24 protein-coding genes and 1 pseudogene are annotated in these 25,142 nt (G+C 67.3%); 9 read left to right on the top strand and 16 right to left on the bottom strand.

Features of this window, described 5'->3' with window-relative positions; all coding sequences use genetic code 11:
• Positions 1–23: 23 nt before the first annotated feature.
• The gene (locus GO999_RS18580; protein ID WP_028854351.1) at positions 24–1,130 is read right to left on the bottom strand and encodes a Gfo/Idh/MocA family protein; all 1,107 of its coding nucleotides are present in this window, start codon (positions 1,128–1,130) and stop codon (positions 24–26) included.
• A 297-nt stretch (positions 1,131–1,427) separates the two neighbouring features.
• Here GO999_RS18580 and gcvA point away from each other — a divergent pair.
• A pseudogene (gene gcvA / locus GO999_RS18575) lies at positions 1,428–2,368 on the top strand (transcriptional regulator GcvA).
• An 81-nt stretch (positions 2,369–2,449) separates the two neighbouring features.
• On the opposite strand, the gene GO999_RS18570 reads toward gcvA, so the two are convergent.
• Together GO999_RS18570 and GO999_RS18565 are read right to left on the bottom strand one after the other, a co-directional pair.
• On the bottom strand, positions 2,450–3,643 hold the full coding sequence (locus GO999_RS18570; RefSeq protein WP_011004208.1) for an FAD binding domain-containing protein: 1,194 nt from the start codon (positions 3,641–3,643) through the stop codon (positions 2,450–2,452).
• 139 nt (positions 3,644–3,782) lie between these two features.
• Positions 3,783–4,712: a LysR family transcriptional regulator gene (locus tag GO999_RS18565; RefSeq protein ID WP_016723109.1), complete on the bottom strand. Its 930-nt coding sequence runs from the start codon at positions 4,710–4,712 to the stop codon at positions 3,783–3,785.
• A gap of 102 nt (positions 4,713–4,814) precedes the next feature.
• On the opposite strand from GO999_RS18565, the gene GO999_RS18560 reads away from it, so the two are divergent.
• From GO999_RS18560 to GO999_RS18545, 4 genes are all read left to right on the top strand, one after another.
• A complete protein-coding gene (locus tag GO999_RS18560; RefSeq protein WP_011004206.1) occupies positions 4,815–5,483 on the top strand; it encodes a DsbA family oxidoreductase in 669 nt (222 codons plus the stop codon).
• 31 nt (positions 5,484–5,514) lie between these two features.
• Positions 5,515–6,474: an LLM class oxidoreductase gene (locus GO999_RS18555; protein WP_011004205.1), complete on the top strand. Its 960-nt coding sequence runs from the start codon at positions 5,515–5,517 to the stop codon at positions 6,472–6,474.
• Between the two features lie 103 nt (positions 6,475–6,577).
• Positions 6,578–6,961 (top strand): cupin domain-containing protein, encoded by a 384-nt coding sequence (locus GO999_RS18550; protein WP_011004204.1) that lies wholly within the window; start codon positions 6,578–6,580, stop codon positions 6,959–6,961.
• Positions 6,936–7,373, top strand: a complete 438-nt coding sequence (locus GO999_RS18545; RefSeq protein WP_211907100.1) for a hypothetical protein — start codon at positions 6,936–6,938, stop codon at positions 7,371–7,373. The genes GO999_RS18550 and GO999_RS18545 overlap by 26 nt, the downstream gene beginning before the upstream one ends.
• Before the next feature lie 36 nt (positions 7,374–7,409).
• On the opposite strand, the gene GO999_RS18540 is transcribed toward GO999_RS18545, so the two are convergent.
• Positions 7,410–9,110 carry a site-specific integrase gene (locus tag GO999_RS18540; protein ID WP_211907099.1) on the bottom strand — a complete coding sequence of 567 codons (1,701 nt, stop codon included), beginning with the start codon at positions 9,108–9,110 and terminating at the stop codon, positions 7,410–7,412.
• A 61-nt stretch (positions 9,111–9,171) separates the two neighbouring features.
• On the opposite strand from GO999_RS18540, the gene GO999_RS24990 reads away from it, so the two are divergent.
• Positions 9,172–9,294 (top strand): hypothetical protein, encoded by a 123-nt coding sequence (locus GO999_RS24990; protein ID WP_260505238.1) that lies wholly within the window; start codon positions 9,172–9,174, stop codon positions 9,292–9,294.
• A gap of 229 nt (positions 9,295–9,523) precedes the next feature.
• Here GO999_RS24990 and GO999_RS18530 read toward each other — a convergent pair whose 3' ends face one another.
• The gene (locus tag GO999_RS18530; RefSeq protein ID WP_211907097.1) at positions 9,524–11,734 is read right to left on the bottom strand and encodes an HrpF/NolX family T3SS translocon protein; all 2,211 of its coding nucleotides are present in this window, start codon (positions 11,732–11,734) and stop codon (positions 9,524–9,526) included.
• 263 nt (positions 11,735–11,997) lie between these two features.
• Between GO999_RS18530 and GO999_RS18525 the strand changes: the two genes are divergently transcribed.
• Positions 11,998–12,852 carry a 2-keto-4-pentenoate hydratase gene (locus GO999_RS18525; protein WP_211907096.1) on the top strand — a complete coding sequence of 285 codons (855 nt, stop codon included), beginning with the start codon at positions 11,998–12,000 and terminating at the stop codon, positions 12,850–12,852.
• A gap of 93 nt (positions 12,853–12,945) precedes the next feature.
• On the opposite strand, the gene GO999_RS18520 is transcribed toward GO999_RS18525, so the two are convergent.
• The 11 genes from GO999_RS18520 to GO999_RS18470 form a co-directional block, all read right to left on the bottom strand.
• A complete protein-coding gene (locus GO999_RS18520) occupies positions 12,946–13,623 on the bottom strand; it encodes a thiol:disulfide interchange protein DsbA/DsbL (protein WP_011004195.1) in 678 nt (225 codons plus the stop codon).
• 164 nt (positions 13,624–13,787) lie between these two features.
• Positions 13,788–13,976: a hypothetical protein gene (locus GO999_RS18515; protein WP_029240533.1), complete on the bottom strand. Its 189-nt coding sequence runs from the start codon at positions 13,974–13,976 to the stop codon at positions 13,788–13,790.
• 229 nt (positions 13,977–14,205) lie between these two features.
• Entirely contained in the window at positions 14,206–15,582 is a 1,377-nt protein-coding gene (locus GO999_RS18510) for an MFS transporter (RefSeq protein ID WP_211907095.1), read from the bottom strand.
• A 46-nt stretch (positions 15,583–15,628) separates the two neighbouring features.
• The gene (gene dmpG / locus GO999_RS18505) at positions 15,629–16,645 is read right to left on the bottom strand and encodes a 4-hydroxy-2-oxovalerate aldolase (protein ID WP_211907094.1); all 1,017 of its coding nucleotides are present in this window, start codon (positions 16,643–16,645) and stop codon (positions 15,629–15,631) included.
• A gap of 10 nt (positions 16,646–16,655) precedes the next feature.
• On the bottom strand, positions 16,656–17,519 hold the full coding sequence (locus GO999_RS18500; RefSeq protein ID WP_016723119.1) for an acetaldehyde dehydrogenase (acetylating): 864 nt from the start codon (positions 17,517–17,519) through the stop codon (positions 16,656–16,658).
• Between the two features lie 40 nt (positions 17,520–17,559).
• Positions 17,560–17,772 carry a 4-oxalocrotonate tautomerase gene (locus GO999_RS18495; protein WP_011004190.1) on the bottom strand — a complete coding sequence of 71 codons (213 nt, stop codon included), beginning with the start codon at positions 17,770–17,772 and terminating at the stop codon, positions 17,560–17,562.
• On the bottom strand, positions 17,763–18,554 hold the full coding sequence (locus GO999_RS18490) for a 2-keto-4-pentenoate hydratase (protein ID WP_011004189.1): 792 nt from the start codon (positions 18,552–18,554) through the stop codon (positions 17,763–17,765). Before GO999_RS18490 ends, GO999_RS18495 begins: the two co-directional genes overlap by 10 nt.
• The gene (locus GO999_RS18485; RefSeq protein WP_211907093.1) at positions 18,551–19,348 is read right to left on the bottom strand and encodes a 2-keto-4-pentenoate hydratase; all 798 of its coding nucleotides are present in this window, start codon (positions 19,346–19,348) and stop codon (positions 18,551–18,553) included. Before GO999_RS18485 ends, GO999_RS18490 begins: the two co-directional genes overlap by 4 nt.
• The gene (locus tag GO999_RS18480; RefSeq protein WP_011004187.1) at positions 19,345–20,811 is read right to left on the bottom strand and encodes a 2-hydroxymuconic semialdehyde dehydrogenase; all 1,467 of its coding nucleotides are present in this window, start codon (positions 20,809–20,811) and stop codon (positions 19,345–19,347) included. Before GO999_RS18480 ends, GO999_RS18485 begins: the two co-directional genes overlap by 4 nt.
• Before the next feature lie 15 nt (positions 20,812–20,826).
• Positions 20,827–21,495 carry a class II aldolase/adducin family protein gene (locus GO999_RS18475; RefSeq protein ID WP_011004186.1) on the bottom strand — a complete coding sequence of 223 codons (669 nt, stop codon included), beginning with the start codon at positions 21,493–21,495 and terminating at the stop codon, positions 20,827–20,829.
• Positions 21,492–22,358: a VOC family protein gene (locus GO999_RS18470; RefSeq protein WP_011004185.1), complete on the bottom strand. Its 867-nt coding sequence runs from the start codon at positions 22,356–22,358 to the stop codon at positions 21,492–21,494. The genes GO999_RS18475 and GO999_RS18470 overlap by 4 nt, the downstream gene beginning before the upstream one ends.
• Before the next feature lie 90 nt (positions 22,359–22,448).
• Between GO999_RS18470 and GO999_RS18465 the strand changes: the two genes are divergently transcribed.
• Together GO999_RS18465 and glnA are read left to right on the top strand one after the other, a co-directional pair.
• Complete coding sequence (locus tag GO999_RS18465; protein ID WP_211907092.1) at positions 22,449–23,375, top strand: LysR family transcriptional regulator; 927 nt, start codon at positions 22,449–22,451, stop codon at positions 23,373–23,375.
• 272 nt (positions 23,376–23,647) lie between these two features.
• The gene (gene glnA / locus GO999_RS18460; protein WP_016723128.1) at positions 23,648–25,123 is read left to right on the top strand and encodes a type I glutamate--ammonia ligase; all 1,476 of its coding nucleotides are present in this window, start codon (positions 23,648–23,650) and stop codon (positions 25,121–25,123) included.
• Positions 25,124–25,142: the final 19 nt, after the last annotated feature.

Raw genomic sequence — 25,142 nt, 5'->3', positions numbered from 1 at the left:
CCTCCGCATCGCCGGGCTTGGGTTCAGGCCGGGATCGGCGCGACCGGGCCCCCGCCGGCGTTGGCGGATAGCAGCAAGGCATCCATGACGCGCTGCGTCTTCAGCGCGACTTCCGGCCAGAACGGCTCCCGCTTGCCGGACAGGACAAGGCCGCCGAAGGTCCGGTACAGGCCGGTTTCCTGCGCGGTGCGATGGTTGTTGCTGTATTCGGGCAGCGACACCGTTTTCTCGTGCCGCTCCAGGTTGAAGAAGCAGCCGTCGCCGCCGAAGCGGTCATTGCCCACGGTGAATGCGACCTCGTTTCCGTAGTGCGGCAGGACAAAGTCTTTCAAGTGCAGATAGCCCTTCGATCCGCTGATGTCGGCCCACTGCTGGCGGCTCGTGGTGAAGGCGCTGTAGAGGGCCGCGGTGACGCCATTGTCGAAAAGCAATTCGCCCACGAACTCAGTCGGCACGACGCCCGCGCCGTCGGGCCGCTTCACGCTGCGCAAGATGCGGCCACGCACTTCGACGGGCATGCTGTATTGCATCGCGAACAGGGCCAGCCGGATGCTGTACCAGCCCACGTCGCCCAGGCACCCCGCCGGCTCGACCGCACTGTTGCGCTCAACCCAGGCCGCATCCGCATCGAAGCTGAAATGGCTGGTGATGCGCCGGATGTCGCCGACGCTCGCGCCGTCGTCCAGAACAGACCGCATCGCCTGCAGCCGCGACGAATGCATGAACATCACGCCGTCCATGAACTGCACGCCGGCGGCGTTGGCGGCATCGATGATGCGCAGCAGGTCGGCCGAGGTGACGCCGCAAGGCTTCTCGATGACGATGTGCTTGCCTGCCCGGGCCGCCTTGATGGCCCACTCCGCGCGCAGCGCCGTCGGCAGCGGAATGTAAAGCGCGTCGATATCCGGCCGCCGGATCAGCGCGTCGTACCCTTCGACGGCCTCGACGGCGTAGGGAGCCGGCGCCGACGCCTGGCATTCGGCGATGAAGCGCTGCGCGGTCTGCGCCGAGCGGCTCCCGACCGCCACGATCCGGCCGTTGCCGGAATGGAGGATGGCGTGCCAGTTCTTCCTTGCGATGCCCGCGGTGCCAAGGATGCCCCAGCGGCAAGACGGTTCAGCGGTTCCCATCGGTCGGGGTTCTTCCATTGACATGAGCCGTTCGACGTCCACCGGGGTCGCGAGGCCCCGATCGACCGGCGCCGGCACCGCTGCATCCGCTTGAAACCCGAACAGGGATGGTTGAGCAGGATTTTCCAATACCGGTTCGGCAAGCCGATCCCCGTATGGTGTTTTCCCTTAAGATGCTTGCATCCTAGCCCGATCCCCCACTTGTGCAAAACGACGTTTTTTTGCCGTCTTGTGAGTAATATTTGACCATCCGCATGGCTGCCAGCCGGCCGGCGATGCGCACCCGAAACCCCCCTCATGGACTTGCGAAAACTGCCCAATCTCGGCGCCCTCAAGATGTTCGAAGCCGCTGCCCGCCTGGAGAGCTTCTCCCGGGCCGCGGAGGCGCTGTGTGTCACCCACAGTGCGGTCAGCCATCAGATCCGGGCGCTGGAGGCCGAGCTGGGCATGGTGCTGTTCAAGCGCGACGGCCGGCGCATCACCTTGACCGACCCGGGCCGGCGCTACGCCGAGCGGATCCGGTCCGCGCTGTTCGAGATCGCCGCGGCGACCGAGTCGATGCGCACCGGCGATCGCGAACGGCGCCTCGTCATCAGCCTGCTGCCCTCATTCGCCGCGCGGTGGCTGACGCCCCGCATCGGGCGCTTCATCGAGCGGTACCCGGAAATCGACGTCGAGCTGCAGTCCACGCACGTGATCACCGACTTCAACCGCGACGACGTCGATGTCGTACTGCGCCTCAGCGACGGCAACGACCCGGACCTGTTTGTCGAGCCGCTGCTGGATGAAGTGTTCTTCCCCGCCTGCGCACCGACGTTCAACGGTGGCCGCTTGCCGAAAACGCCCGCCGACCTGGCCGACGTGACGTTGCTGCGCAGCGACTACGAAATGTGGCGCGCCTGGTTCATGGCTGCGGGCCTGGAAGGATGGGCCGAGCCGCGGCGCGGCGTGCTGTACCAGGATGCGTCGCAGCTGATGCAGGCATCGATGGAGGGACAGGGCGTCGGGCTGGTGCGGCGTTCGCTCGCCATGCAGGAGATCATCAACGGACGGCTCGTCCGCCTGTTCGACATCGACGCGCCGAGTCCGTGGACGTATGGTTCATCTGCCCGCAGCCCTTGCTGGACACCTTCAGGGTGCGTGCCCTGCGCGAGTGGCTGCACGAGGAAGTTGCGCAATTCCGGGCGCTGTATGAACGCAGCCCCACTGCCGTCACGATGGCCGGCCGCGCGGCATAGCGCAAGTCCACGCGGGACCTGGCAGGTCCGGCAGCGCAAGGGCAATGCCCATGGCGCGCGCCGACCGCGCAAACCCGCGGCTCACGCCACCTGCCCCTCGGGCGGACGCTGGAAGAGCAGATAGTTGCCCGCCTCCATGCCTTGCCGCCGAAGCGCCTTGCCCAATGCGATCTGTTCAGGCTCCCAGCGCGACAGGGCGGCCGGTACATCGTCCGGCAAGGCTTGCAGGGCGTCGGCCAGCGCCAGCGCATTCGCGGCCGCCTTGGACGTGCTGGCCGCCGTGTGCGGGCGAGGGATCGACGCGGCGTCGCCCAGGATGACGACCCGCCCCGACACCATGTGGTCGGATGCCAGATCGCGGATGGCCTGGGCGAACGGCTGCGCAGTCGCTTCGACGATCTCGCGGAAAGCCGGGGGCAGCAGCGCGCGGGCGTCGTCGCGCAGATGGGCCACCCACCGCGCGTCGAGCATGCCTTCGGGAATGGAGTGACCGCGGGGCCGGCCTTCGCGGTCGGTCATGATCTCGCCCAGCAGGCGCGTGTCGGCAACCCGGTACCAGACCCAGTTGTACAGCCGATGGCCCGGGCGCACGTCATTGTGCTCGCCGGGCACCAGGTAGCCGAGGATATGCGAGCCCCGGTTGTTGGCGAAGCCGAAATCGCCATGCAGCATCTCGCGGGCGGTCGGCGGCATCGCCTCTTCGGGGACGAGTCCGCGCCAAGCGAGATACCCGGCATAGGTCGGCACTTTGTCCGGCCACAATTGCCGGCGCACCGCCGAATTGCCGCCGTCGGCGCCGATCAGCAGGTCGGCGGTTTCGCTGGAGCCGTCGGTGAAATGGGCGGTCACGGTGCCCGCCGGCGGATTCTGCTCGATCCGTGCCAGCGTCTTTGCCTGATGGTAGTGGGCATCGCCGAAGGCCGCTCTCAGTGTGGTGTAGATCAGCGACCACGAGGTCTGGGTCTGGGGCGCGAAGTGCCTGGAACGGATCGAGCCGTCCGGCCTGAGGACGGTGCGATGGACGGACCCGACGCCGAGGTCCATGGCGCCGAGGTCGACGCCGGTGCGCCGGAAGACCTCGACCACATCCGGCTGCAGCACGATCCCCCCGCCCCGGCTATCGAGATCGTGCGCGGAGCGTTCGTAGAGATCGACGTGCCAGCCGATCCGGCGCAGCAGGTTGCCGGCGAAAAGGCCGCCGAGCGATCCGCCGATCACCAGCGCACGGGGGGCCGGATTGACCGGATGCGGATGCGTCGCGAGCTGAGTGCACATGAGCCTCTCCTCATCAATGCCTCAACTGTGTACCCCTCACGCGATTTCGATAATCCCGCCCACCCGGCTTTGTCTTTTGCATTGCGCGCAAAGGCGGGTGTGCGCAGCGTCAGCCCGGGCAACCGCGCCGCCCCTCCGGTCAGGACCGATATCGCTCCCAGTAGGGCGGCGCGCCGAAATGCTGCGCGAGGAAATCGAGGAAGCCGGCCAGTTTTTTCGAGCCGCGCCGATTCGGGAGATAGACCGCCCAGATGGCGCCCTCGCCCTCGTCCGCGCCCGGCGTCGGTGTCCATGGCTCCAGCACCGGCACCAGCCGGCCCGCGGCGATGTCGTCTCCGACCAGCCAGGTCGGCATCAGGAGCATGCCTGCGCCGCCCATCGCGGCTTCCCGCAGCAGCTCGGAACCGTTGGCCCGCAGGTTTCCAGAGACCGGCACCTTTTCGCGCTTGCCATCGCGCGTCAATGTCCAGGTGCTGTCGCCGGTCAGATAGTCGAACAGCAGGCAATTGTGATGGGCCAGGTCGCGCGGCTGCGCGGGCGTCCCATGCTCACCGAGATAGTCCGGACTGGCGCAGATCACCCGCCGGTGCGGCGCCAGCTTGCGGGCGACCAGGTTCGGCGCGGTCAGCGCCCCCAGCCGGATGGCAACGTCGATCCGGTCTTCGACCAGGTTCACCATCGCATCGGTGAGCCGGATGTCCAGCCGCATCCCGGGAAACCGGCGCAGGAACGCCGGGATCGCGGGGGCGACATGCAGCCTGCCGAAGGCGACCGGCATGGTCACCCGGAGCAGGCCGCTTGGCGGGCCCGCCAGCTCGCTCACCGTGCGATCGGCGCTGTCGAGCTCTTCGAGGATCCGGCGCGCATCGTCGTAGTACTGCGCGCCGGCCTCGGTCAGCGTCACGCTGCGCGTCGAGCGGTTCATGAGCCGCGTGCCCAGGCTTGCCTCGAGCGCGTTCAGCTGCCGGGTCAGCGAGGACGGCGCCAGGCCCAGCCGGCGGGCCGCCGGGGCGAAGCCTCCATGCTCGACAACGGCAACGAATGCACTCAGCGCACCGAATCTGTCCATGGTTCACCTTTGCGTTCCATGCAAAGCACATCTGCAATCGCACCTGATTATCACGCTCACGCGCCGAGAGCAAGATGGCACCGTAGCCTTCGGAGACCCGCCATGACGCTCACCGTTACGATCACTTCGGATTTCATCTGCCCCTGGTGCCTGATTGGAGAGCGCCGGCTGGCGAAAGCGATCGGCGCCCTGCCCGGCGACGTCGCGGTCGAGCTGAAGTGGCGCCCTTTTGAACTCAACCCGGCGATGCGTCCGGAGGGCATGGATCGCCAGACCTACCGGTCGCTCAAGTTCGGCAGCTGGGAGCGTAGCCGGATGCTTGACGCACACACCGTGGAGGCGGCCAGGGACGATGGCATCGCGTTCGATTACGCCGCGATCGCCAAGACGCCCAACACCTTCCTCGCCCACCGCCTCAACTGGTTTGCCGCACGCCGGGGCCTCGCCACCCCGATCGCGAACGCCGTGTTCTCCGCTTATTTCGAGCACGGCCGCGATATTGGCGACGCGGCGGTGCTGGCCGACATCGCCGCCGAAAACGGACTGGGGCGCGACGAGGTCAGCGCGTTCCTGGCGGGCGACGAGGGCACCCGGGACGTTCGCGAAGCCGAACGGGCCGTCCAGGCAGGCGGCGTGCGCAGCGTTCCCCTGTTCGACATCGACGGCGAGACCGTGAGCGGCGCGCAATCCGTGGCGGCGTTCGAAGCGGCACTGCGCCGCGCCATTGCGCGCACGCACGCCTGCGGCACCGGGGCCTGCCCGGTGTCCTGATTGCACCCGCTCTTTCGGAAAACGCACCGCCATGCAGACTTCATCGCGATCCGGGCAGCATCCCGGCTTTGCACGGATGTTCCAGCCGGGCCGGCTGACCCTGGGCCTGATGCTGCCGACGGCCCCGCTCGACCACGGCATTCCGGACATGACCGGACAGCTTGACCTTGCCGCGGACGCCGACCGCTACGGCTTCGCAGCGCTGTGGACCCGGGACGTGCCGCTGTTCGATCCGCAGTTCAACGACGCCGGCCAGATCTACGATCCATGGGTCTGGCTGGGTCAACTGGCGACCGTGACGCGCACCATCGCGCTCAGCACGGCCGGAATCGTGCTGCCGCTGCGGCATCCGCTGCACACGGCAAAGGCCGCCGCATCGGTCGACATCGTCAGCGCAGGACGGTTCCTGCTCGGCGCCGCCTCGGGCGACCGGCCGTCGGAATACCCGGCCTTCAACCGCTCGCACGAGGCGCGCGGCGCGGTCTACCGGGAATACATCGACGTGATCCGGCGCAGCACGGCGGAAGATTACCCCGCGCTGTCCGGGACGTTCGGCACCCTGCGCGATCTCGACCTGCTGCCGAAGCCGACCGGACGGCACCTGCCCATCCTGGCGATCGGCAGCGCGCAGCAGAGCCTGCAGTGGATCGCCCGCAACCTCGATGGCTGGGTCACCTACTTTCGCCCCGTCGAAACACAGCGACCGAGGCTCGACCTCTGGCGCAGCGTGGTCGAGACGCAGGCGGGCGGTGCCTTCCTGCCGTTCGCCCAATCGATGTTCATCGACCTGGCGGACGACCCCGACACCGCGCCCTCCCCGATCTTTCTGGGCTATCGGCTCGGCCGCAACCGGTTGATCGAAGAGCTCCAGGCACTGGCCCGGCTCGGGGCCAACCACGTGGGATTCAATCTGCGGCACAGCGTGCGGCCAGCGCGCGACGTGCTGCAGGAATTGGCCGAATGCGTACTGCCCCTGTTTCCCAGTGCCTGATTCGAAGCGAACCCCGGGGTCGAGCGCGGCTGGCGTGGCCCCGGCCCGCGCGCGTATCGATCTCTCAATAGCGTGCCTGCACCATCCCCGATAGGAGTCGGAAATGCGCAAACCTGACGTGACGGTCGTCGATACCAACCGGATTCCCTGGGAAAGGCTCGACGTCCCGGAGCTGAACGCTGTGATCCCGCAGAAGATCTGCGTCGTTGACGGCGACACCGGCATGGCGGTGATCAAGATCCGCTACCAGGCGGGCTTCACCAATGTCTCCCATTGGCACAACTGTGCCCACGGTATGTACGTGCTGGATGGGATTCTGGTCACCAGCGCCGGTTCCTTCGGGCCGGGCAGCTTCGTGTGGTTCCCGGAAGGCACGACGATGTCGCACGGGGCGCAGGCCGACAACGACGTGACGTTCCTGTTCATCACCAACAAGCCGTTCGATATCCACTACACGCACCTTGAAGGTGATGCCCCCGGGCAGTAATGGACGCGTTGAAGGCAAGCCCCCGGGGCACAGTCGCCTTTATGCCGCCATGCGGCCGGACGGCATGCATGGGCATTCAATTGAGCAAACGATTGTCCTGCTGCTATTCACCTCACTGCTGGTTAATGGCTTCGTTATTTTCTCTTCCTTCTTTCTCTCAATGGCTAAATTCTCCGCCGTAGGGCAGGAACAATTTCGTAATGCGCGCTACCCGAGCATTCCGACTGCACGAATGGCGCCTGCAATTGGCTGTACCCAAATGAGCGTAATCGGAGGATTAGGTCGTATTGGAGCATGGTTCTGCCATCAGTTTTGCGATGGCATCGTCCTGTTCAAGCAGGGCGATTGCAGGGGGCCGCAGGCGATGGAGGGATCGCCGCTGTCGGCTGGGCTGCCGGGGCGGCTTTCCTGATCAGCCGCCGGAACAGCGACGCGCGCCAGGCCGCCGTCATTTCGCCGCAAACGCCGCCTCGATCTGGCGTGCCCGCTTCACGTCGTCGCCGTGCAGATAGATCGATGTGGTCGAGATGGATGCGTGCCTCAGGTTGTCCCGCACCGTGGTCAGCTCGGCGCCGCGGGCCAGCGCGTGGCTGGCATGGGTATGGCGCATCCAGTGCGGGCTGGCTTTGCGCAGTTTCTCGGCCAGCGCGGTGTGATCGTGCTCGATGAGGTCGGCCGCCACCCGGAAGAAGCGCCGCATCACGCTCCACAGCCGGCTGCCGGTAATGCCGCCGCCGGGATCGAGCCCCAGGGCGCCGATCAGCGGGGTTTGGGGATTCCAGCGCGCCTGCGTGACGGGCAAGCCGCGCTCCACCAGGTAGCGATCGAGCGCGGTGCGCGCCAGTGGTGGCAGCGCGACCTTCCCTGCGCGACCGCCCTTGCCGATCAGGCTGAGCCAGTGATCGCCCTGCCGATCCGTTTCGATCCCGCCCAGCCTGGCGGTAATCAGTTCGCTCGCGCGCAGCCCCGTCGCGTAGGCAAAATCCAGCACGAAGCGCAAGCGCTGGGCTGCCGAAGCCTCCCAGCCGTAGGACCACTCCAGCCCGTCGGCGAGGGTCCGGACCAGGGCCCATTCGCCTTCGGAAAAGGCGTGCGAGGCATCCAGCGCCGCGGTCCGCCCCCCTCCCCTGACCTTGATGCCGGCAAACGGATTGGCCAGCACGTAGCGTTGCTGGATCAGCCAGCGGAACATGGCCCCCAGCACCGAAAGCGAATACGCGATCGAGCGCGCCGACAGCCCGTCCGTGAAGGGGCGCCAGTCCGCCGATGCACGCGGCCGGGCCGGGCCGACCCAACGTTCATGCGGCGACGGACGGCGCAGGAAGCCCCGATAGGCAATGGCATCCTCGGTGGTCAGCGAAGACAGCGGCCGGCCGCGCTCGATGATTGCCCATAAGATCAGGCGTTCCGCTTCCTTGCGATACGCGCGCTGGGTGGCCGGCGATTCGTGCAGCGAGAGCCACGCCTGCACCGCCTCATAGTCGTTGTCGGCGGTGAGGACGGAGGTCTCGCGCGGCGCGCGGAATTGGCCTTCGGAACCATCCACCTCGTGCGGCAGGCGCAACTGCTCCCACGGGACCACCACGCCGCGCGGCTGCTCGGCGATGAGTGCCTTGGCGCGCTCGGTGAGCCGTGGGTGTTCGGCAAAGAATGCCTCGATGCGTCGAGCGCCGGCCTGACCGAGCCCGGGAATCGCCGCCCACCAGCGACGCCGACGCGGCACGCGGACGGTCAGGTCCGCCAAGGTGTCGATGCCGGCCGCCCGCAGCACCGTCACCGCTCGCGCATCCAGCCACAGTGCCACATCGTCGCTGATGGCGGGTTCCGGCAACGGCAGTGTCCGCAGCAGTTCGACGGCCTGGTCGGCCACCCTGCCCTGCCTTGCGCGCTCGGTTGCCGCGATCTCAAACAGCAGGGCCAGGTCCTCGCGTTGGCGCCGACGCGCGAACGCCGCGAGCTGGCGCCGAATGCGGCCGAGGATGCCGCGCGAGGAATGCCCGGGCGCTCGCCGCTCGCCGAGGTAACGCTCGACGGCCTCGCGTGCGGACAGGCCCGCATGCCAGGCGCGCAGTACGGCGAGTTCGGCGGCATCGGGGAGGCCTGGAAGTGTCCCTGCAGAGGGAGCGACGGGAAGCAGACGCGTTTTCATGGGCGCAAGTTTAGCGCTTTCACGTGGCTATTGCGATAAGAAGAGTTATCGCAATCGACTCGTGGGGATCCAGAGCAATGGCCAGTCGACCCAGGGGTTCGGCCTGCTCGCGGCAGCCTATGCCACCGTGCAGCGCGGCTTCAAGCCGTGGGCCGTGACCGGCGGCTTGCGGACATCGTTCTGAACGGTTCCTGCGGGGAATGTGAATCCAATCTTCCATGGCAGATCCTGACCGCCAATGTTCGCCCGGCATTGCCGGGCTTTTTTTCTCAAGTCGGCTTGCGATCGCGGCGTGCCTGATTGCGGCGGCCGGCACGAAAACCAGGTTTTGGAGCGACCGACACGGACGGTGCCCGCTCGCGCAAAGCACCGTCCGCCAGCCGTAGAGGTACAGATGGCAGCGGGAACGATCGTCAGGCCGCCGGCGCCACCACCGGATAGCCCGGCTGATACGGGGTGATACCGGGGATATTCACACGGGGCGTCAGGTTCTGCACCGGGTTCTCCAGGAAGTCCTTCGTCTTGTCCGACACCCAGTTGACGCCGGTGTTGACCGTGTTGACGGCGTTGGCCGCGGTGGCGTGCAGACGGCCCTTCAGGTCCTGCAGGTAACCATCCACGAACGACTTCGCCTTGTCGACCGCCAGATCGATGCCGGTGTTGGCCACCTTCTCCACGAGCATCTTGGTCAGGCCGTTCTTGAGCGCCACCCGCGCCTCCGGTCCGGCGACGGCCCCCAGCGCGGCGGAGGCCAGGTTGATGCCCGCCTCCGCCAGCGCCTTCTTGAGGCTGCCCCCGTTCAGCAGGGTCGACAGCACCTTGGCCGCCGAGGCCCCGGCGGCCATCCCCATCGACAGCGCATCCGCGATTTCACCCAGCCCCGGAATCATGCCCAGCGCACCAACGACCTGCGACGCGATGTCCATCACCTTCGAGTAGATGGTGAGGATCTTGTCCATGGCCTTCTTCAGCGCGCCGCCGCTCTTCTTGACCGCCTTGATGTCGGGCTGGTCTTCCATGCCCATGCCCATGTCGGCAACGGCGCTCTTGCTGGCCTCCGAGTTCGCCGGATGCGTCTTGCGCGCCTGGACCGTCTTGTTGGCGTCCGTCATGCTCGACATGAACTTCTCGAAGTCCTTCTTGCCGATCACGCCGGAATCCACCGTCGGGCCGCCGAAGCTGAAGAAGCCGTTCTTCGTCTTGTAGCCCGAGTTCGCGTTGTTGATCAGCCCGTACAGCAGCGGATCCTGCAGCAGCTGCTTGGCCGCGTTGCGCACGGCCGGAGACAGGCTCTCGTCCTGCGACATCGCCGCCAGCCGGTCGCGGGTGATCTTCTGGCCGTCCTTGAAGAACACGTCGAGATTGCTGTTGATGGTCGACACGGTCTGCAGATCTTCCTTGCTCAGGTGCACGGCCGAGGCGGCGCGCTGCAGGAAGTCCGACTTGCCCACCCGCTTGTCGGGGTCGTCCATCTTGTTCAGGCTCGCCCACTCGTTGCGGTTCTGCAGGAAATACTCGGCCGCGGCGATCACCTGCGGCGGCGCCTTCTTGACGTTCGAGTCGCCGTCGACGATGCGCTGGAAGGCTTCCATGTCCAGCTTCTTCGGCAGGTAGTCGGAGTAGCGGTACAGCTCGCGCAGCGCGTCGTTCTGCGTCATGGCCGAAGGCTTGTCGCCCGGCTTCGCGTCGGACGGAATGTAGTTCTTCACATAGCCTTCGGCCTTCTTGCGGTTGTACTCCTCCACCTGCGGGTGGTTGTCGATGAAGCGGCTCACATCGCCGGCCGTGATCCGGTAGTCCCCGGATGCCTTGTGCTTGTGGCCCTTGCCCGGCGAGCCCAGGGCGGAGAACAGCGCCGGATCGTTGGCCAGCACCTGCAGCGCAGCCTTCAGGTCAGGCGGCGTGCTGGGATCGTTGATCTTGTCCTGGATCGACTGCCAGCCGACCGGCAGCTGGTCCTTGTGGCGGGCCAGGATGGACATGATTTCCAGCTGGCTGTCAGTGAGCGTGCCGCTGTTCCGGGTCAGGACCTGCGGGTGGGACTTGGCGAACTTGTCGATGTCCTTGCGCGCGAACTTCCCGTCGTTGCCGCCGATGGCCTGATACAGGGCGGGATCGCTCAGCATCGCCTGCGCGGCCGCACGCAGGTCGGCCGGCGCATCGGCATTGTTGGCCGCCCTTTCAAGCGACTGCCGGGTCATCACGCGCTCGCCGAACGGCAGGCCCCGGGCGTTGAGGTACAGACTCAGGGTGCCGAGAATCTGCAACTGCAGAGGCGACGGCGTCCCGCCGGTTTCGGTCACGTCGCTGCCCAGCGGGGGATCGGCGGGCCGGGTCTCCTGCGGTGGCGCGGCGTCAACGGGGGCTGGCTGGTTGCCCTGGCTTTCCGGACCCGCCGACGGATCGGGCGACTGCTGCGCCGCGCCCTGCATCGCGCGCGCGATCGACTCGTCGAGCTTGAAGAACAGCTCGGGCGGCAGGTCCGGACGGCTCGGCCCGGTGGGGTGATCGAACTGGAATAACAGGGAGGACGGAAGGTCGGGAGGGTTCGCGACCGGCCCGTTGGCGCCCGCCCCGGCTGACGGCAAGGTCGGGCTTGCCGCTCCGGAAATGTTTGTACTCATGCTGACCTCTTACGAAGTGGGATGGGAGATGCCTGCCCGGCCTTGGGCAGGCATCTCCGAGGCTAAGTTGCGGGGCATGCGCATCGGGCAAGGCACCGCGAAGCGGAAGCAGCATCAGCGAAACGGGGCATGCCCTATTGAGACATGCAATTGGCACATATCACATATCCGATTAAGTCATTTCTGGAACGCTGCACGCGCCCTTACAGTGTCTCCGCCATTTCTTGCGGCATGCCGAATTAAGCTGAAAACGGGGGAAATTCATGAAGACTGTGCCAATCCTGGCGCTGACGATTCTTGGCGCGGCTGCGCAGCTGGCGCACGCGGCATGTCCGAGCGATGCCGCTGTTGCCGCGTATTTCGAGGACTACAAGGCGCCCCGCGAGAGCAAGGGGCTGGGTGACGACCTGACCCTCGAAGAGGCCCGCTGCTCGCGCGACAAGCTGGCCCGGCTGCTGCCTTTGGCCGTAGGCCGCCCGGTCGGCTACAAGGCCGCCTTCACCAATCCCGCGATCTGGGAGCGCTTCAAGGTGACGGAGCCCGAATGGGGATACATGTTCGGGAAGTACATGTTCAACTCGGGCGCGACGGTATCGCCGAAGATCGGCGCGAAGCTGCTCTATGAGCCGGACATGGTCGCGGTCGTCAAGGATGCCGGATTGGCGACCGCCGAATCGCCCCTCGAGGCGCTCCAGCACATCTCGTACTTCGTGCCCTTCATTGAGCTGCCGGATGCCATGCGCTCGACCGGTGCGGTGGGGCCGGCGCTGGTCGCGACCAATATCACCTTCCGCGGCGGCGTACTTGGCCCGCGCATCGCCGTGCAGCCCAGGCAAGCGTTCCTGGATTCGCTGGCCAGCATGACCGTCGTGACGACCGAAGACCAGACCGGCAAGGAGCTCGCCCGAGCCAAGGGCGACGCGCTGCTGGGCAATCCCGCTGCCGCCGCGCTTTGGCTCGCCAAGGCACTTCGGGCATCTGGCGTGACCCTGAAGCGAGGGGATTTGCTGAGCCTGGGCAGTTTCAATGCGCCGGTGCCGCCGCAGCCGAACACGACCATCACCGTCAAGTTCCTGGGACTGCCCAACGATCCATCGGTGACGGCCCACTTCGAGTAGCGCAACGCGGGCTGCGCAGGCTTCCGCCCAAGGGCCTGGGTGCCCGGGACGCGAAGCCGGCCGGCGACGATCAGGTCAGGTTGACGCTGACGCTCACATCTTTCCGGCACGCACCTGCCGGACCAGGTCATCCAGGGTTCGCAGCGTACTGACATAGCCGCCGCCTTCATCCGGCGAGACCACGTACTTGCCCTGCACCACCACCGCAGGGACGCCTTCGACACGATACTGCTTGGTCAGCTGGTTGGCGCGCTTGGCATTCGCGTTTACGCCGAACGCGTTGTAGGCGTCGAGGAACGCCTTCCGGTCGATGCCCTCCCCTGCCATGAAGTCCGCGATGACCCGCTCCTGCTGGGCCGGATCGCGCGGCAGCGACAGGCGATCCGCGCCGTGGATGGCGTCGAACATGCGCGCGTGCATCGGTGTTCCCTTGCGGCTCCTGGCCTCCAGCTTGCCGATGGCTTCGAGTGCGTAGTAGATGCGTGAGTACGGTGCCAGCCTGGCGTCAGTGAAGTCGACGGGAATCTGCCGGATCACGACATCCTTGCCCTGCTTCGCCTTCCAAGATTCCCACGTGTTCTGGAAGCGGTTGCAATGGGGGCACCAATAGCCGAAGAACTCGATCACCTCGATCTGGCCCGACGGGACGGGCTGCGGTGTCTGCAGCAGGGTGTAGTCCTTGCCGGCAATCGGCGCGGGCTGGGCGAACGCAACCGTCAGGCAGCCGATATTGGCCGCGAGCGCCAATATGAAGGCGGCGATGCTTTTCATAAAAAATAAAAACGGGAATCCATCTGGATGGCGAATCGATTTTAATGCGATTGTCGTGAAGCTGATGGTATCAGCCTGGCGCTGTCTTCAGACGGAACCCGCAGCGATGCGGGCTCCAAAAGGCCATCGGCTTCGAACGCGAAAAGCTAATGTTGTTACTGCAATCAAGCGCCGTCGGTGAACGGATCCGGCTGACCGAGTTTGCCCTGTTCGCCGTACGGCGCAGACTTGCCTGCCAGGCCTCCATCGGTGAACGGATCGGCCTTCTGGGTGCTGTTGGCAAATGCCGAAACCGACGCCGTTGCCAGCAGGATCAGCGCCGCCAAGGCGGCAATACGCTTTTGGGTTTTCATTGAACGCTCCTTTGCAATGAAGGTGAAATGCGCAGATGGATGAAGTTGTTGCGCATGGCCAGTGTATTCAACATCGTTTCTTAAAAAGGAAGCTGTATTTGTTCTTCAACTTCAAAGAAATTGATGGAGAGATCGACGGATCATTTCTCCAATGGATACTGGATGCCGGATAACACCATGCCTCGACGGGTTCGCGGTTGACCGCATCGATATGAAAGTCGTGCCGCTGTCAGATAAGCGATGCACCGTTTCCCGGGCGTCCCGCGCCGGTTTGGTCAGCGGCCGGCCGCAACAGCAGAGCGAACAGCGCCAGGCTGGCAACCAGCGCCGGAAGCGCGATGATCCCGAACAAGGTCTGTACGCTGCCGACCGTTGTCATCAGGGTGCCGCCGACAAGGGAGCCGGTAATCGAGCCCCCGCGTCCGACGCCCAGCGCCCAGCTCACGCCGGTGGCGCGCGCCTCGGTCGGGTACATCTGCGCTGCCAGCAGGTTGATCCCGTTCTGCGCCCCCGCGATGCCGAAGCCCACCACGAACACTACGGCGGTCAGCGCGGCCACGTTGCCGATGGCGAGGCCGATCGCGGCCACGGCGATTGCCCCGCAGAAGTAGGCGGCAATGAGCGCGCGCGGGGAACCGGTCCGGTCCATGAGCAGCGCCAGCGCGATCGCGCCGATGGTGCCGCCAAGGGGAACCATCGCGCCGACGCGCGCGGCCTCGGTCAGCGTGAGGCCTTGGTCCCGCATCACCACCGGCAGCCAGCTCGTGAGCAGATAGAACACGAAGAGCGAGCAGAAGAAGGCCGCCCAGAGCAGCACGGTGCGCTGCGCCATGCCGTCGCTGAACAGGTTCCTGCCCGGAAAGGGCGCGCCCTCCTGTGCCGGACGGTCTCCGACGAAGGTCACGCCATCGCCATGATCGTGACCGGCGATGCGGGTGACGATCTGGCGCAACGCGTCCGCGCATTGCGGCCGCTGGGCCAGGAACTGCACCGACTCGGGCATCCACAGCGCGAGCACCGGCAGGAGAACCAGGGGCGTCACGCCTCCCGCCACCAGCACCCCGCGCCAGCCGTACACCGGCAGGATCTCTGCCGCGACCAGTCCGCCGAGTGCCAGGCCGCTCGTGAAGCCGCTCCAACTGAGCGTGACCAGGAGCATCCGATGGCGCTGCGGGGAATACTCCGCGCTCAGCGTGATGCAGATGGGCATGGCGCCGCCGAGTCCGAGGCCGGTGAGAAAGCGCAGCATCACGAGCGTGTTGAGCGAGTCCGATGCGGCGCATGCCAAGGTGGCGACCCCGAACACGAGCACCGACATCAGCAGCACCGGCTTGCGCCCGAACCGGTCGGCGACCGGGCCCAGCCCCATGCTTCCGAGCATGAGCCCGAAGAGCCCGGCGCCGAAGGCCGGCGCCAGCTGTGGCGGGGTCAGGTGCCACGCCTCGCGCAGCGCGGGGGCGATGTAGCCGATCGCCGCCGTGTCGAAGCCGTCGAGCATGGCGGCGGCGAAGCATAGCGCCAGCACCAATCCCTGGTAAGCCGACAGGCGGCTGCCGTCAATGACCTCGCGGACGGGCACGTCCGCCCGGGCCGGCAATGCGTTCATGGTTGTCTCCAAATGTTTTTATGGTGTGCGGCTCTGCGGCGGCCGTTCAGGGGGTGCGCGTCTGGAGGAGGTCCAGCGCGACGTCGACGATCATGTCTTCCTGCCCGCCCACCATCCGGCGGTGGCCGAGTTCGATCAGGATGTCGACGGCCTTCAGGCCATAGCGTTGCGCGGCGGCTTCGGCATGCCGCAGGAAGCTCGAATACACGCCGGCATAGCCCAGCGCGAGGGTCTCGCGATCCACCCGCACAGGACGGTCCTGCAAGGGGCGCACGATGTCGTCGGCCGCATCCATCAGCGCCATCAGGTCGCAGCCGTGGCGCCAGCCCAGACGCTGCGCCGCGGCGATGAAGACTTCCAGGGGCGCATTGCCGGCGCCGGCGCCCATCCCCGCGAGCGAGGCGTCGATGCGGTCGCACCCCTCCTCCACCGCGACGATCGAGTTGGCGACGCCCAGGCTCAGGTTGTGGTGGGCGTGGATGCCCGTCTGCGTTTCGGGCTTGAGCACCTGCTTCAGCGCCCGGAAGCGTTCGCGCACGTCGTTCATGCCGAGCGCGCCGCCCGAGTCCACCACGTAGATGCAGGTGGCGCCGTACGACTCCATCTTGAGCGCCTCCTGCGCCAGCCGATCGGGCGTCGTCATGTGGCTCATCATCAGGAAGCCGACGGTGTCCATGCCGAGCGCGCGCGCGGTCTCGATGTGCTGGCGCGACACGTCCGCCTCGGTGCAGTGCGTGGCGACGCGGACGATCCGCGCCCCCGCCGCGTGCGCGTTGCGCAGGTCATGCACGGTGCCGATGCCCGGCAGCAGCAGCGTGGCCACGCGCGCATGGTGCACGGCCTCGGCCACTGCCGCGATCCACTCCAGGTCGGTGTGGGCGCCGAAGCCGTAGTTGAAGCTCGAGCCGGCCAAGCCGTCGCCGTGGGCGACCTCGATCGAATCGACGCGCGCCGCATCCAGCGCCTTCGCGATCTGCACGGTTTGCGCCACGGTGTACTGGTGCCGCACGGCATGGCTGCCGTCGCGCAGCGTGACGTCGGAGATATACAGCGTCTTGTCCATATCCGTTCCTTCACGCGGCAATGAGGGCCGCCGCCTGCGCTTGCGCACACGCCAGGGCCGCCGACGTCATGATGTCGAGGTTGCCGGCGTATTCCGGCAGGTAGTGTGCCGCCCCGCGAACCTCCAGCAGGACGGTGGTCTTGAGCCCGCGCACGCGGCCGGCGCCGGGCAGCGCGACCTCGGTGTGCTCGAACTGCACCCGCTGCTTGAGCCGGTAGCCGGACACGTAGGCCTGCACCTTGGCGACCATCGCTTCGATGCTGGCCTCCACCTCGCTTTCGCTCGCGGGGGCGCTGAAGGTGAACACGGTGTCGCGCATCATCAGCGGCGGCTCGGCCGGATTGAGGATGATGATGGCCTTGCCGCGCTCGGCGCCCCCGACCGCCTCGATCGCCCGCGACGTGGTCTCGGTGAACTCGTCGATGTTGGCGCGCGTGCCGGGGCCGGCGGACCGGCTGGCGATCGACGCGACGATCTCGGCGTAGTGCACGCGGGCAACCTGCGATACGGCCGCCACGATGGGGATCGTCGCCTGTCCGCCGCAGGTCACCATGTTGATGTTCCGGGCGCCCCGGTGCGCTTCGCCATTGACCACCGGCACCACGTACGGGCCGATGGCCGCGGGCGTGAGATCGATCATCGGCACGCCGAGCTCGGCCAGCCGGGCCGCGTGCCGGTGATGCGCCCCCGCCGATGTGGCATCGAAGACCAGGCCGATGTCCTTGAAGCCCGGCAGGCGCAGCAGGCCCTCCAGGCCTTCGGCCGTGGTGGGCACGCCCAGCCGCGCGGCGCGCGCCAGCCCGTCGGAGCCGGGATCGATCCCTACCATCGCGCCCATTTCGATGGGCCCGCCGTGGCGCAGCACCTTGATCATGAGATCGGTGCCGATGTTGCCCGATCCGATGATTGCAACCTTAAGCTTTCGAGTCACGCGGCGGCTCCTTCGCGGCTGATTTCGGTACGCCGGCCACGCCCCAGTGCGCGGCCGGCACTTCCTGGATGATCACGCGCACCGACTCGCGCGGCGCGCCCAGCGTGGCCACCGCGGCCTGCGTCAGGCTGCCGATCAGCGCGGCCTTGGCTTCCATCGTGCGTCCTTCGATCAGCGTGACCTGGATCAATGGCATGCGTCGTCTCCTGATTGGATGGTGGTGAACTCGACCGCGCCGAGGCCCTGCATCTCGCAGCGCACGTGCATGCCCGGCGCGAGCGCTTCGGCGGCGGTGGCGCCGCCGGCCATCACGATCCAGCCGGCCTGCAGCGGCTCGCCGGCATCCGCGGCCAGCCGCGCGGCCGCGACCAGCGATCGCAGCGGATGGCCCAGGATCCCGGCCGTGCTCCCGATCTGCCGGGGCTGGCCGTCGATGCTCAGGACCAGGCCCAGGTTCGAGAAATCGCGCCGCGGGTCTGCCCAGGGCCCGATCACGTAGCCGGACGACGACGCGTTGTCGGCAATCACGTCCGTCAGCGAGAACTTGAAGTGCTCGTAGCGCGAATCAATCACCTCGAGCGCCGGCGCCACGGCGGCGACCGACGCCAACGCCTCGGCCAGGCTGGCGCGCGGCGGCAGCGGCTTGGCCAGCAGGAACGCCAGCTCGGGCTCGACGCGCGGATGCACGTAGCGCGAGAGCGGAACGGCCACGCCCTCCTCCAGGGCCATGGCGTCGGTCAGGCGGCCCCAGATCACGTCATGGACGCCCATCTGGACCATCTTGGCCCGGCTGGTGAAGCCCATCTTGACGCCGGTGCGGCGCTCGCCGCGAGCCAGCCGGCGCGCGATGGAGGCCGCCTGGATCGCGTAGGCGTCAGGCACCGTCAGCTGTTCGGCCTCGCCGAACTGTGCGATGGCGCGCGCACCGTGTGCTGCGCCGTCGACCCGTTGCGCGAGCGTTTCGAAGCGATCGTTCATGTTTTGTCCTTGTCTGCGAACACCGCGCGCACGGAGCCCAGGCCCTCGATGCGCGCCTCAAACACATCGCCCGGACGCGCCGTGACCATGGGGCCGAGGGCCCCGGTCAGCACGATGTCCCCGGCGACCAGTCCGCGACCGCGCGCCGCCATGGTGTTGGCGAGCCACACGGCCGCGTTCAGCGGATGCCCGAGGCAAGCCGCGCCTGCGCCCAGCGACACCTGGTCCGCGCCGCGCTCCATGACCATGCCGGCCAGCCGCAGATCCAGGCCGGACAACGACACCGGTGTGCTGCCGAGCACGAAGGCGGAGCTGGACGCGTTGTCGGCGACCGTGTCGACGAAGCGGATGTTCCAATCGGCAATGCGGCTGCCGACAATTTCGATGGCCGGCAGCGCAAACGCGGTGGCCCGCAGCATCGCCGCGGCCGTCACGCCGGGTTCGGGCAGATCTCGCTCCAGCACCAGGGCGACCTCGGCCTCGACTTTCGGCTGCATCAGGCGAGACCAGCCGATCGGCTCGCCGTCCTGGAACGCCATGTGCGCGAAGAGCATGCCGAAGTCGGGCTGGTCGACGCCAAGCTGCTGCTGCACGCTGCGGGCGGTCAGCCCGACCTTCCGGCCGACCAGCCGCCCGCCGTTGTCGAGCTGCCGGCGTGTGTTGATCTCTTGCACCGCGTAGGCGTCTTCGCCATTGAAGTGCGGGTAGGTCTCGCGCAGCGGCGGAATCGGCTGCCCGCTGCGCGCGGCTTGCAGCAGCGCGTCGGCCGCGGCCTGATGGGCTTGCGTGTTCATGCTTGCGGCTCCAGCTTCAGGCACACGTTGGACAGCTCCGTGTAGAACTCCAGCGAATGCACGCCCCCTTCGCGTCCGATGCCCGATTTGCCGGACCCGCCGAATGCGGTGCGCAGGTCGCGCAGGAACCACGTGTTGACCCACACGACGCCGACCTTGAGCTTCGCGCTCACGCGATGGGCGCGGTTGACGTCGCCGGTATAGAGCGATGTCGCCAGCCCATAGGGCGTCCCGTTGGCCAGGCGAACCGCCTCCTCCTCGCTATCGAAGGGCTCGACGTGGCAGCAGGGGCCGAAAATCTCTTCGGTCAGCACCCGCGAGTCGCGCGGCAGGCCGGTCCAGACCGTGGGCTCGATCCATGCGCCTTCGCGCAGGTCGGGCGGCATGTCGGGCACGCCCCCGCCGTAGTGGACTGTCGCCCCCTCATCGCGCGCGAGCGCGTAGTAGCCCAGCACCTTGCGCTGGTGTTCGCCCGAGATGAGCGGGCCGAAGTTGGCATGCGGATCGCCCGGCAGGCCCGGCCGCAGCGTGCCCGCGATCTCGGCCAGCGCCCGCACCACCTTGTCGAACATGGGCCGCTCGACGTACACGCGCTCGGTGCCGAGGCACACCTGCCCCGTGTTTTCGAACACCGAGCGCTTCAGGCCGGCGATCACCGCATCCAGGTCGGCGTCGGCGAACACCAGGGCGGGGTTCTTGCCGCCGAGCTCCATCGAGACCGGCTTGATGCCGTCCGCGCTGGCCTTGATGATGGCCGCGCCGGTGCGCGTCTCGCCCGTGAAGGTGATGGCGTCCACGTCGGGATGGCGCGTCAGGAATTCGCCTGCCGAATCCGGACCAAAGCCGTGCACGACGTTGTAGACACCCGCCGGCACCCCCACGGCGTTCATCACCTCGCCGAGCAGCGCCGCCGTGGCGGGCGTCTCCTCGGAAGGCTTGACCACGACGGTATTGCCGCAGGCGAGCGCGGGACCGACCTTCCACGTCATCAGCAGCAGCGGCAGGTTCCACGGGCAGACCACCGCGATCACGCCCTTGGGGCGGCGCAGCGCGTAGTTCAGCGACGGCTTGCCGTCGGGCGCGGTGCCTGTGAAGCACTCCGTGGCAACATTGCGGACGGCATCGGCGAAGACGCGGAAGTTCGCCGCGCCGCGCGGGATATCCAGGTGCGAAGCCAAGGCGCGGGGCTTGCCGGTATCGGCCACCTCCGCCGCGAGAAAGTCTTCCTTGCGCCGATCGATCTCATCGGCCACGGCATAGAGCAGATCGCAGCGCTGCGCCAGCGTGAGCTTGCCCCACGGGCCGTTGAGCGCGGCGCGGGCGGCTTGCACGGCGTCGTCGACGTCTTCCTTGCCGGCCTCGCTGACCTCCGCGACGAGGCGGCCCGTACACGGGTCGAGATCGCGGAAGCGCTTGCCCGCGCGGCCTTCGCGATAGGCGCCGTTGATGAAGTTCTGGATCATGGTGTCGTCTTTCCTTTAGCGTTCGGGATCGCCTGCCGTCAGGTGGTCCCACATGCGTTCAAAGATCAGGCCGGCGGACGTGGCGCGGCGGCTGCATTCGGTCTCGCTCAGCATGGCGGCCTCCGGCTCCAGGCCCGCGCCCAGCACCGCGAGCTCCAGGCGCGCCGCGTCCTCGAGGTACCAGGTCAGGACCACCGCCTTGGCCAGCGAATCGGCCACGACGACCGTGCCGTTGCCGCGCATGACGACGGCGGTCCCGTCACCCAGGGTTTCGGCGAGGGCGCTCGCGGCGGCATCGTCGCGCAGCAGCTGCGGGTCGTCCCACAAGGCCGCGCCGCGGCCGAAGTAGGCCCCGAAACCGTGGCGCGCGCGCGGGGTGCGGCGCGCCGTGCCCAGGGCCATCAGCGCCGGGGGCATGGTGCGCGCCACGGCTTGCACATCGGGCCGGCGCGCATAGATCTGCTGGTGGATCCGCACCTCGCCGAGCACGCCTTCCGGAAGGGCGCCCTTCACCGGGACCACCGTGCCCGCGTCCGCCGGGCCGATCAGCGCCATGGGCCGCGCGGCACAGACGAGGAACGTGTCGGCGTCCAGGCGCCGGCTGACGTGTCCATAGGCATGCGCGAGCCCGTGGCGGGCAAGCGCGCGCGCGGCCATGCGCAATTCGCTCTGCATCTCCGTCATAGCGTCTTGAACTCGGCGATGTCCGGCACCGCGCCCCACATGCAGTAGGAGCTGCTGACCCGCGGGAACTGGCGCGGCTGGTAGAACGGCTCGTCGGCGGCCGTGATGTGGCGCACGCCGGTGGAGTATTCGTAGACCATGCCGTCCGGCCCCTCGAAGTACAGGAACACCGCGCCGGAGGTGGGGTGCCGCCCCGGGCCGAAGACGATGCGCACGCCGCGCTCTTTCAGCAGGTACCAGGCGCGCATCACGTCATCGATGCTCGCCACCTGGTGATTGATGTGCTGCACGCCGTGCCGCGCCGCCGGGAACAGCGCCACCTTGTGGTGGACCTCGTCGATGCGCAGCAGCGGCGCCTCGCCGATGCGGTCGCTCACGCGGGCGCCGAGTTTCTCCGTCCAGAACCGCTCGTCGCGCGCGGCATCCGTGGTGCACAATCCGACGTGGCTGAAACCGGTGATGCCCGCATCGCGCGACGGGAAGTGGCGGCGGCCGCCGTGGTGCGGCCTCAGCACCAGGTCGATGCTGTTGCCGCTCGGGTCGCGGAAGTTGACGAAGGCCTGGACATGGCGCTGCTCGCATTGCACCGCGCTTCCGGCGCGCACGTCGACGCCCGCGTTGCTCAACTGGGAGGCCGCCTGGTCCAGCTCGTCGGCGGTTCGCAGTTCGAAGCCCACCACGTGGTCCTGGGGATCGCCCTCGAAGTACACGAGCGTGTGATCCCGATCGTCGCTGCGGAAATAGTGCGCGCCGGCTTCGGCCCGAGCGAACTCGAGGCCGAGGATCGTTCGCGCATATTGGTCGGCGAGCGCGAGGTCTCGCGTCCCGAGCCTGACGTAACGAATGTCATGAAGGTCGATCACCTGGAAGCCTTTGGAAGACAATGTCGATCTGGAGTGCCGATTGTGGGCAAGTGCGTGGCATCCGTGAAATGAGAAGACTGGAATCGTGATATGCGAATGCGTGATGACAGCGGCAAGTCCGCGCCGCACCTTGACCTCAATCTGCTCGAGCTGTTCGAGAGCATCTGGCGCACCCGCAACCTGACCGCGACCGGCGAGCGGCTCGGGCTGTCGCAGCCGGCCGTCAGCCGGGGCCTGGCCCGCCTGCGCGAAACCTATGGCGACGAGCTGTTCGTGCGCCACCGGCGGGGTGTCGAGCCGACGGCGTTCGCCCAGACCCTGGCCGAGCCGGTATCGGCCGCGCTGGCGATCGTGCGCAGAACGATCGAGAAGCCCACCTTCTCCGCCGCGGAAGACGCCCGGCGCTTCCGCGTGGCGCTGAGCGACATCGGCGAGCGCTATTTCCTGCCCAGGCTGGCGGCGTGGCTGGCCGACCATGCGCCGCAGGTCAGCATCGATACGGTGTCGGCCTCGCGCGAGGAACTGTTGACGGGGCTGGCGTCCGGCGAGATCGACCTGGCGGTCGGGTTTCTTCCAGGCCTGGGCAAGCAGGTGCACGAGAAGCGCCTGTTCCAGGAGAAGTTCGTCTACATCGCGCGCCGCGACCATCCCGGCATCGATGGCCGGCTGCAGGCCAGCCAACTGCGCGCGCTGCCGCACGTTGTCGGCAGTCCGCACGGTACGCAGCATGCGGCGGCAGTTGAAAAGGTGCTGACCGGGCCGCGCGTGCGCGCGGTCGTGGCGATGCGGGTCGGCAGCTTCCTGAGCATCGGGCCGATCGTCGCCGACAGCGATCTGGTCGCCGTGGTCCCGAGCAACCTCGCCGCGCTCGTGTCAGAGCACGTCGGGCTTCAGCTCATCGCGCCGCCGGTGCGCTTTCCCAGCTTCGAAGTGTCGATGGTGTGGCATCGGCGGTTCCACGGTGACCCGGGGGGCGCCTGGCTGCGGGGCGTTTTTTCGCAGCTGTTAGGTGAATGACGCCGCAGGCCATTCGAAGCATCCGTCCCCCCGGCCCCGGCCGCTGCGATCCGGATCACCGCCGATCCATGGCGGCAGCCATCCCGCTCACCGCGTCGCGGCCGGGTCACAAATAGCACGGTCGGACGGTCGTTGCTGTCTGCTGCCACGTGGCCGCGCCAGGCGGGCGGTCGACGGCCCGGACGCAAAGCCACGCGCAAAGCACTTTCCTTTCCCGCCCCGGCGACGTGACCTAATGTTGGACTATGTGCGGCCAGACCAGGGAGGCAGCCATGGGCACCGTCTCAGTGGAACCGGGCAGCTATCGCGCCGAGCCGCCCAGGAATCCGGGTGAGGTGATCGATCTGATCCGGCAGCGCGCCGTTCAGGTGGTGGACCTCCGGTTCACGGACCTGCCCGGCCTGTGGCAGCACTTTTCGATCACGCTGCCAGAAGTCAACGATGAGCTGTTCGAGGCCGGCATCGGGTTCGACGGCTCGTCGATCCGAGGTTTCCAGGAGATTCACGAGTCCGACATGCTGGTCAGGCCGGACCCGGCCACGGCGTTCATCGATCCGTTCTGCGAGACGACCACGCTGGCCCTGATCTGCGACGTGATCGACCCCGTCCTGCGTCAGCCGTATTCGCGCGATCCGCGCCACATCGCCAAAAAGGCCGAGCGCCACCTGCAGCACAGCGGCATCGCCACGACCTGCTACTTCGGCCCCGAGCTGGAGTTCTTCATCTTCGATTCCATCCGGTTCGGGCAAGACCAGCACTCGGGCTACTACCACGTGGAGTCCGCCGAGGGCGAATGGACCTCCGGCCGCGACGAAGGCGCCTACGGTGGCGGCAACCTCGGCTACAAGCAGCGCTACAAGGAGGGCTACTTTCCGGTGCCGCCGCACGACACGCTGCAGGACATCCGCTCCGAGATCGTGCTCGCGCTGATGCAGGCCGGCATCCGGGTCGAGGTGCATCACCACGAGGTCGCCACGGCGGGCCAGAACGAAATCGACATGCGCTTCGCGCCGCTGACGCGCATGGCCGACAACGTCATGATGTACAAGTTCATCTGCAAGAACGTGGCGCGCCGGCACGGCAAGGTCGCGACGTTCATGCCCAAGCCGCTGTTCGCCGACAATGCGAGCGGCATGCATTGCCACCAGAGCCTGTGGAAGGACGGCGAGAACCTGTTCTACGACGCCGGCGGCTGGGCGCTGACGTCCCAGCTGTGCCGCTGGTACATCGGCGGCCTGCTCAAGCACGCGCCGGCCCTGATGGCCTTCTGCGCGCCGAGCACGAACTCCTACAAGCGCCTCGTGCCGGGATACGAGGCGCCGGTCAACCTGGCCATGTCGCAACGCAACCGCTCGGCCGCCGCCCGCATCCCCATGTATTCGGATGCGCCCGCCGCAAGGCGCGTGGAATTCCGTTGCCCGGACCCCTCCGCCAATGCCTACCTCGCGTTCGCGGCGATGCTGATGGCCGGCCTGGACGGCATTGCGCATCAGACGGACCCGGGCGAGCCGCTTGACCGGAACATCTACGAACTGCCGCCGGAAGAAGCCGAGAAGATCCGGCAAGTCCCCGGCTCACTCGAAGAATCGCTGGAGGCGCTGGAGGCCGATTCGTATTTCCTGCGCAAGGGCGATGTCTTCACCGATGACGTGATCCGGACCTGGATCGACTACAAGCGCACGCGCGAGATCGACACGCTGAAGCTGCGGCCGCATCCTTGGGAGTTCTATCTGTACTTCGACATCTGAGACGGCCGGCGGCGGCGTG

This window comes from Ralstonia nicotianae (assembly GCF_018243235.1).
GTDB classification, from domain to species: Bacteria; Pseudomonadota; Gammaproteobacteria; order Burkholderiales; family Burkholderiaceae; genus Ralstonia; species Ralstonia nicotianae.
Note: the sequence above shows the minus strand (reverse complement) of the source record. Positions and strands in the feature narration are given on the sequence as shown.

What these genes read in the sequence shown, in the direction of transcription:
- GO999_RS18580 (WP_028854351.1), bottom strand. Translation starts at nt 1,130, where the DNA reads ATGGGAACCGCTGAACCGTCTTGCCGCTGGGGCATCCTTGGCACCGCG.
- GO999_RS18570 (WP_011004208.1), bottom strand. Translation starts at nt 3,643, where the DNA reads ATGTGCACTCAGCTCGCGACGCATCCGCATCCGGTCAATCCGGCCCCC.
- GO999_RS18565 (WP_016723109.1), bottom strand. Translation starts at nt 4,712, where the DNA reads ATGGACAGATTCGGTGCGCTGAGTGCATTCGTTGCCGTTGTCGAGCAT.
- GO999_RS18560 (WP_011004206.1), top strand. Translation starts at nt 4,815, where the DNA reads ATGACGCTCACCGTTACGATCACTTCGGATTTCATCTGCCCCTGGTGC.
- GO999_RS18555 (WP_011004205.1), top strand. Translation starts at nt 5,515, where the DNA reads ATGCAGACTTCATCGCGATCCGGGCAGCATCCCGGCTTTGCACGGATG.
- GO999_RS18550 (WP_011004204.1), top strand. Translation starts at nt 6,578, where the DNA reads ATGCGCAAACCTGACGTGACGGTCGTCGATACCAACCGGATTCCCTGG.
- GO999_RS18540 (WP_211907099.1), bottom strand. Translation starts at nt 9,110, where the DNA reads ATGAAAACGCGTCTGCTTCCCGTCGCTCCCTCTGCAGGGACACTTCCA.
- GO999_RS18530 (WP_211907097.1), bottom strand. Translation starts at nt 11,734, where the DNA reads ATGAGTACAAACATTTCCGGAGCGGCAAGCCCGACCTTGCCGTCAGCC.
- GO999_RS18525 (WP_211907096.1), top strand. Translation starts at nt 11,998, where the DNA reads ATGAAGACTGTGCCAATCCTGGCGCTGACGATTCTTGGCGCGGCTGCG.
- GO999_RS18520 (WP_011004195.1), bottom strand. Translation starts at nt 13,623, where the DNA reads ATGAAAAGCATCGCCGCCTTCATATTGGCGCTCGCGGCCAATATCGGC.
- GO999_RS18515 (WP_029240533.1), bottom strand. Translation starts at nt 13,976, where the DNA reads ATGAAAACCCAAAAGCGTATTGCCGCCTTGGCGGCGCTGATCCTGCTG.
- GO999_RS18510 (WP_211907095.1), bottom strand. Translation starts at nt 15,582, where the DNA reads ATGAACGCATTGCCGGCCCGGGCGGACGTGCCCGTCCGCGAGGTCATT.
- dmpG (WP_211907094.1), bottom strand. Translation starts at nt 16,645, where the DNA reads ATGGACAAGACGCTGTATATCTCCGACGTCACGCTGCGCGACGGCAGC.
- GO999_RS18500 (WP_016723119.1), bottom strand. Translation starts at nt 17,519, where the DNA reads ATGATCAAGGTGCTGCGCCACGGCGGGCCCATCGAAATGGGCGCGATG.
- GO999_RS18495 (WP_011004190.1), bottom strand. Translation starts at nt 17,772, where the DNA reads ATGCCATTGATCCAGGTCACGCTGATCGAAGGACGCACGATGGAAGCC.
- GO999_RS18490 (WP_011004189.1), bottom strand. Translation starts at nt 18,554, where the DNA reads ATGAACGATCGCTTCGAAACGCTCGCGCAACGGGTCGACGGCGCAGCA.
- GO999_RS18485 (WP_211907093.1), bottom strand. Translation starts at nt 19,348, where the DNA reads ATGAACACGCAAGCCCATCAGGCCGCGGCCGACGCGCTGCTGCAAGCC.
- GO999_RS18480 (WP_011004187.1), bottom strand. Translation starts at nt 20,811, where the DNA reads ATGATCCAGAACTTCATCAACGGCGCCTATCGCGAAGGCCGCGCGGGC.
- GO999_RS18475 (WP_011004186.1), bottom strand. Translation starts at nt 21,495, where the DNA reads ATGACGGAGATGCAGAGCGAATTGCGCATGGCCGCGCGCGCGCTTGCC.
- GO999_RS18465 (WP_211907092.1), top strand. Translation starts at nt 22,449, where the DNA reads ATGCGAATGCGTGATGACAGCGGCAAGTCCGCGCCGCACCTTGACCTC.
- glnA (WP_016723128.1), top strand. Translation starts at nt 23,648, where the DNA reads ATGGGCACCGTCTCAGTGGAACCGGGCAGCTATCGCGCCGAGCCGCCC.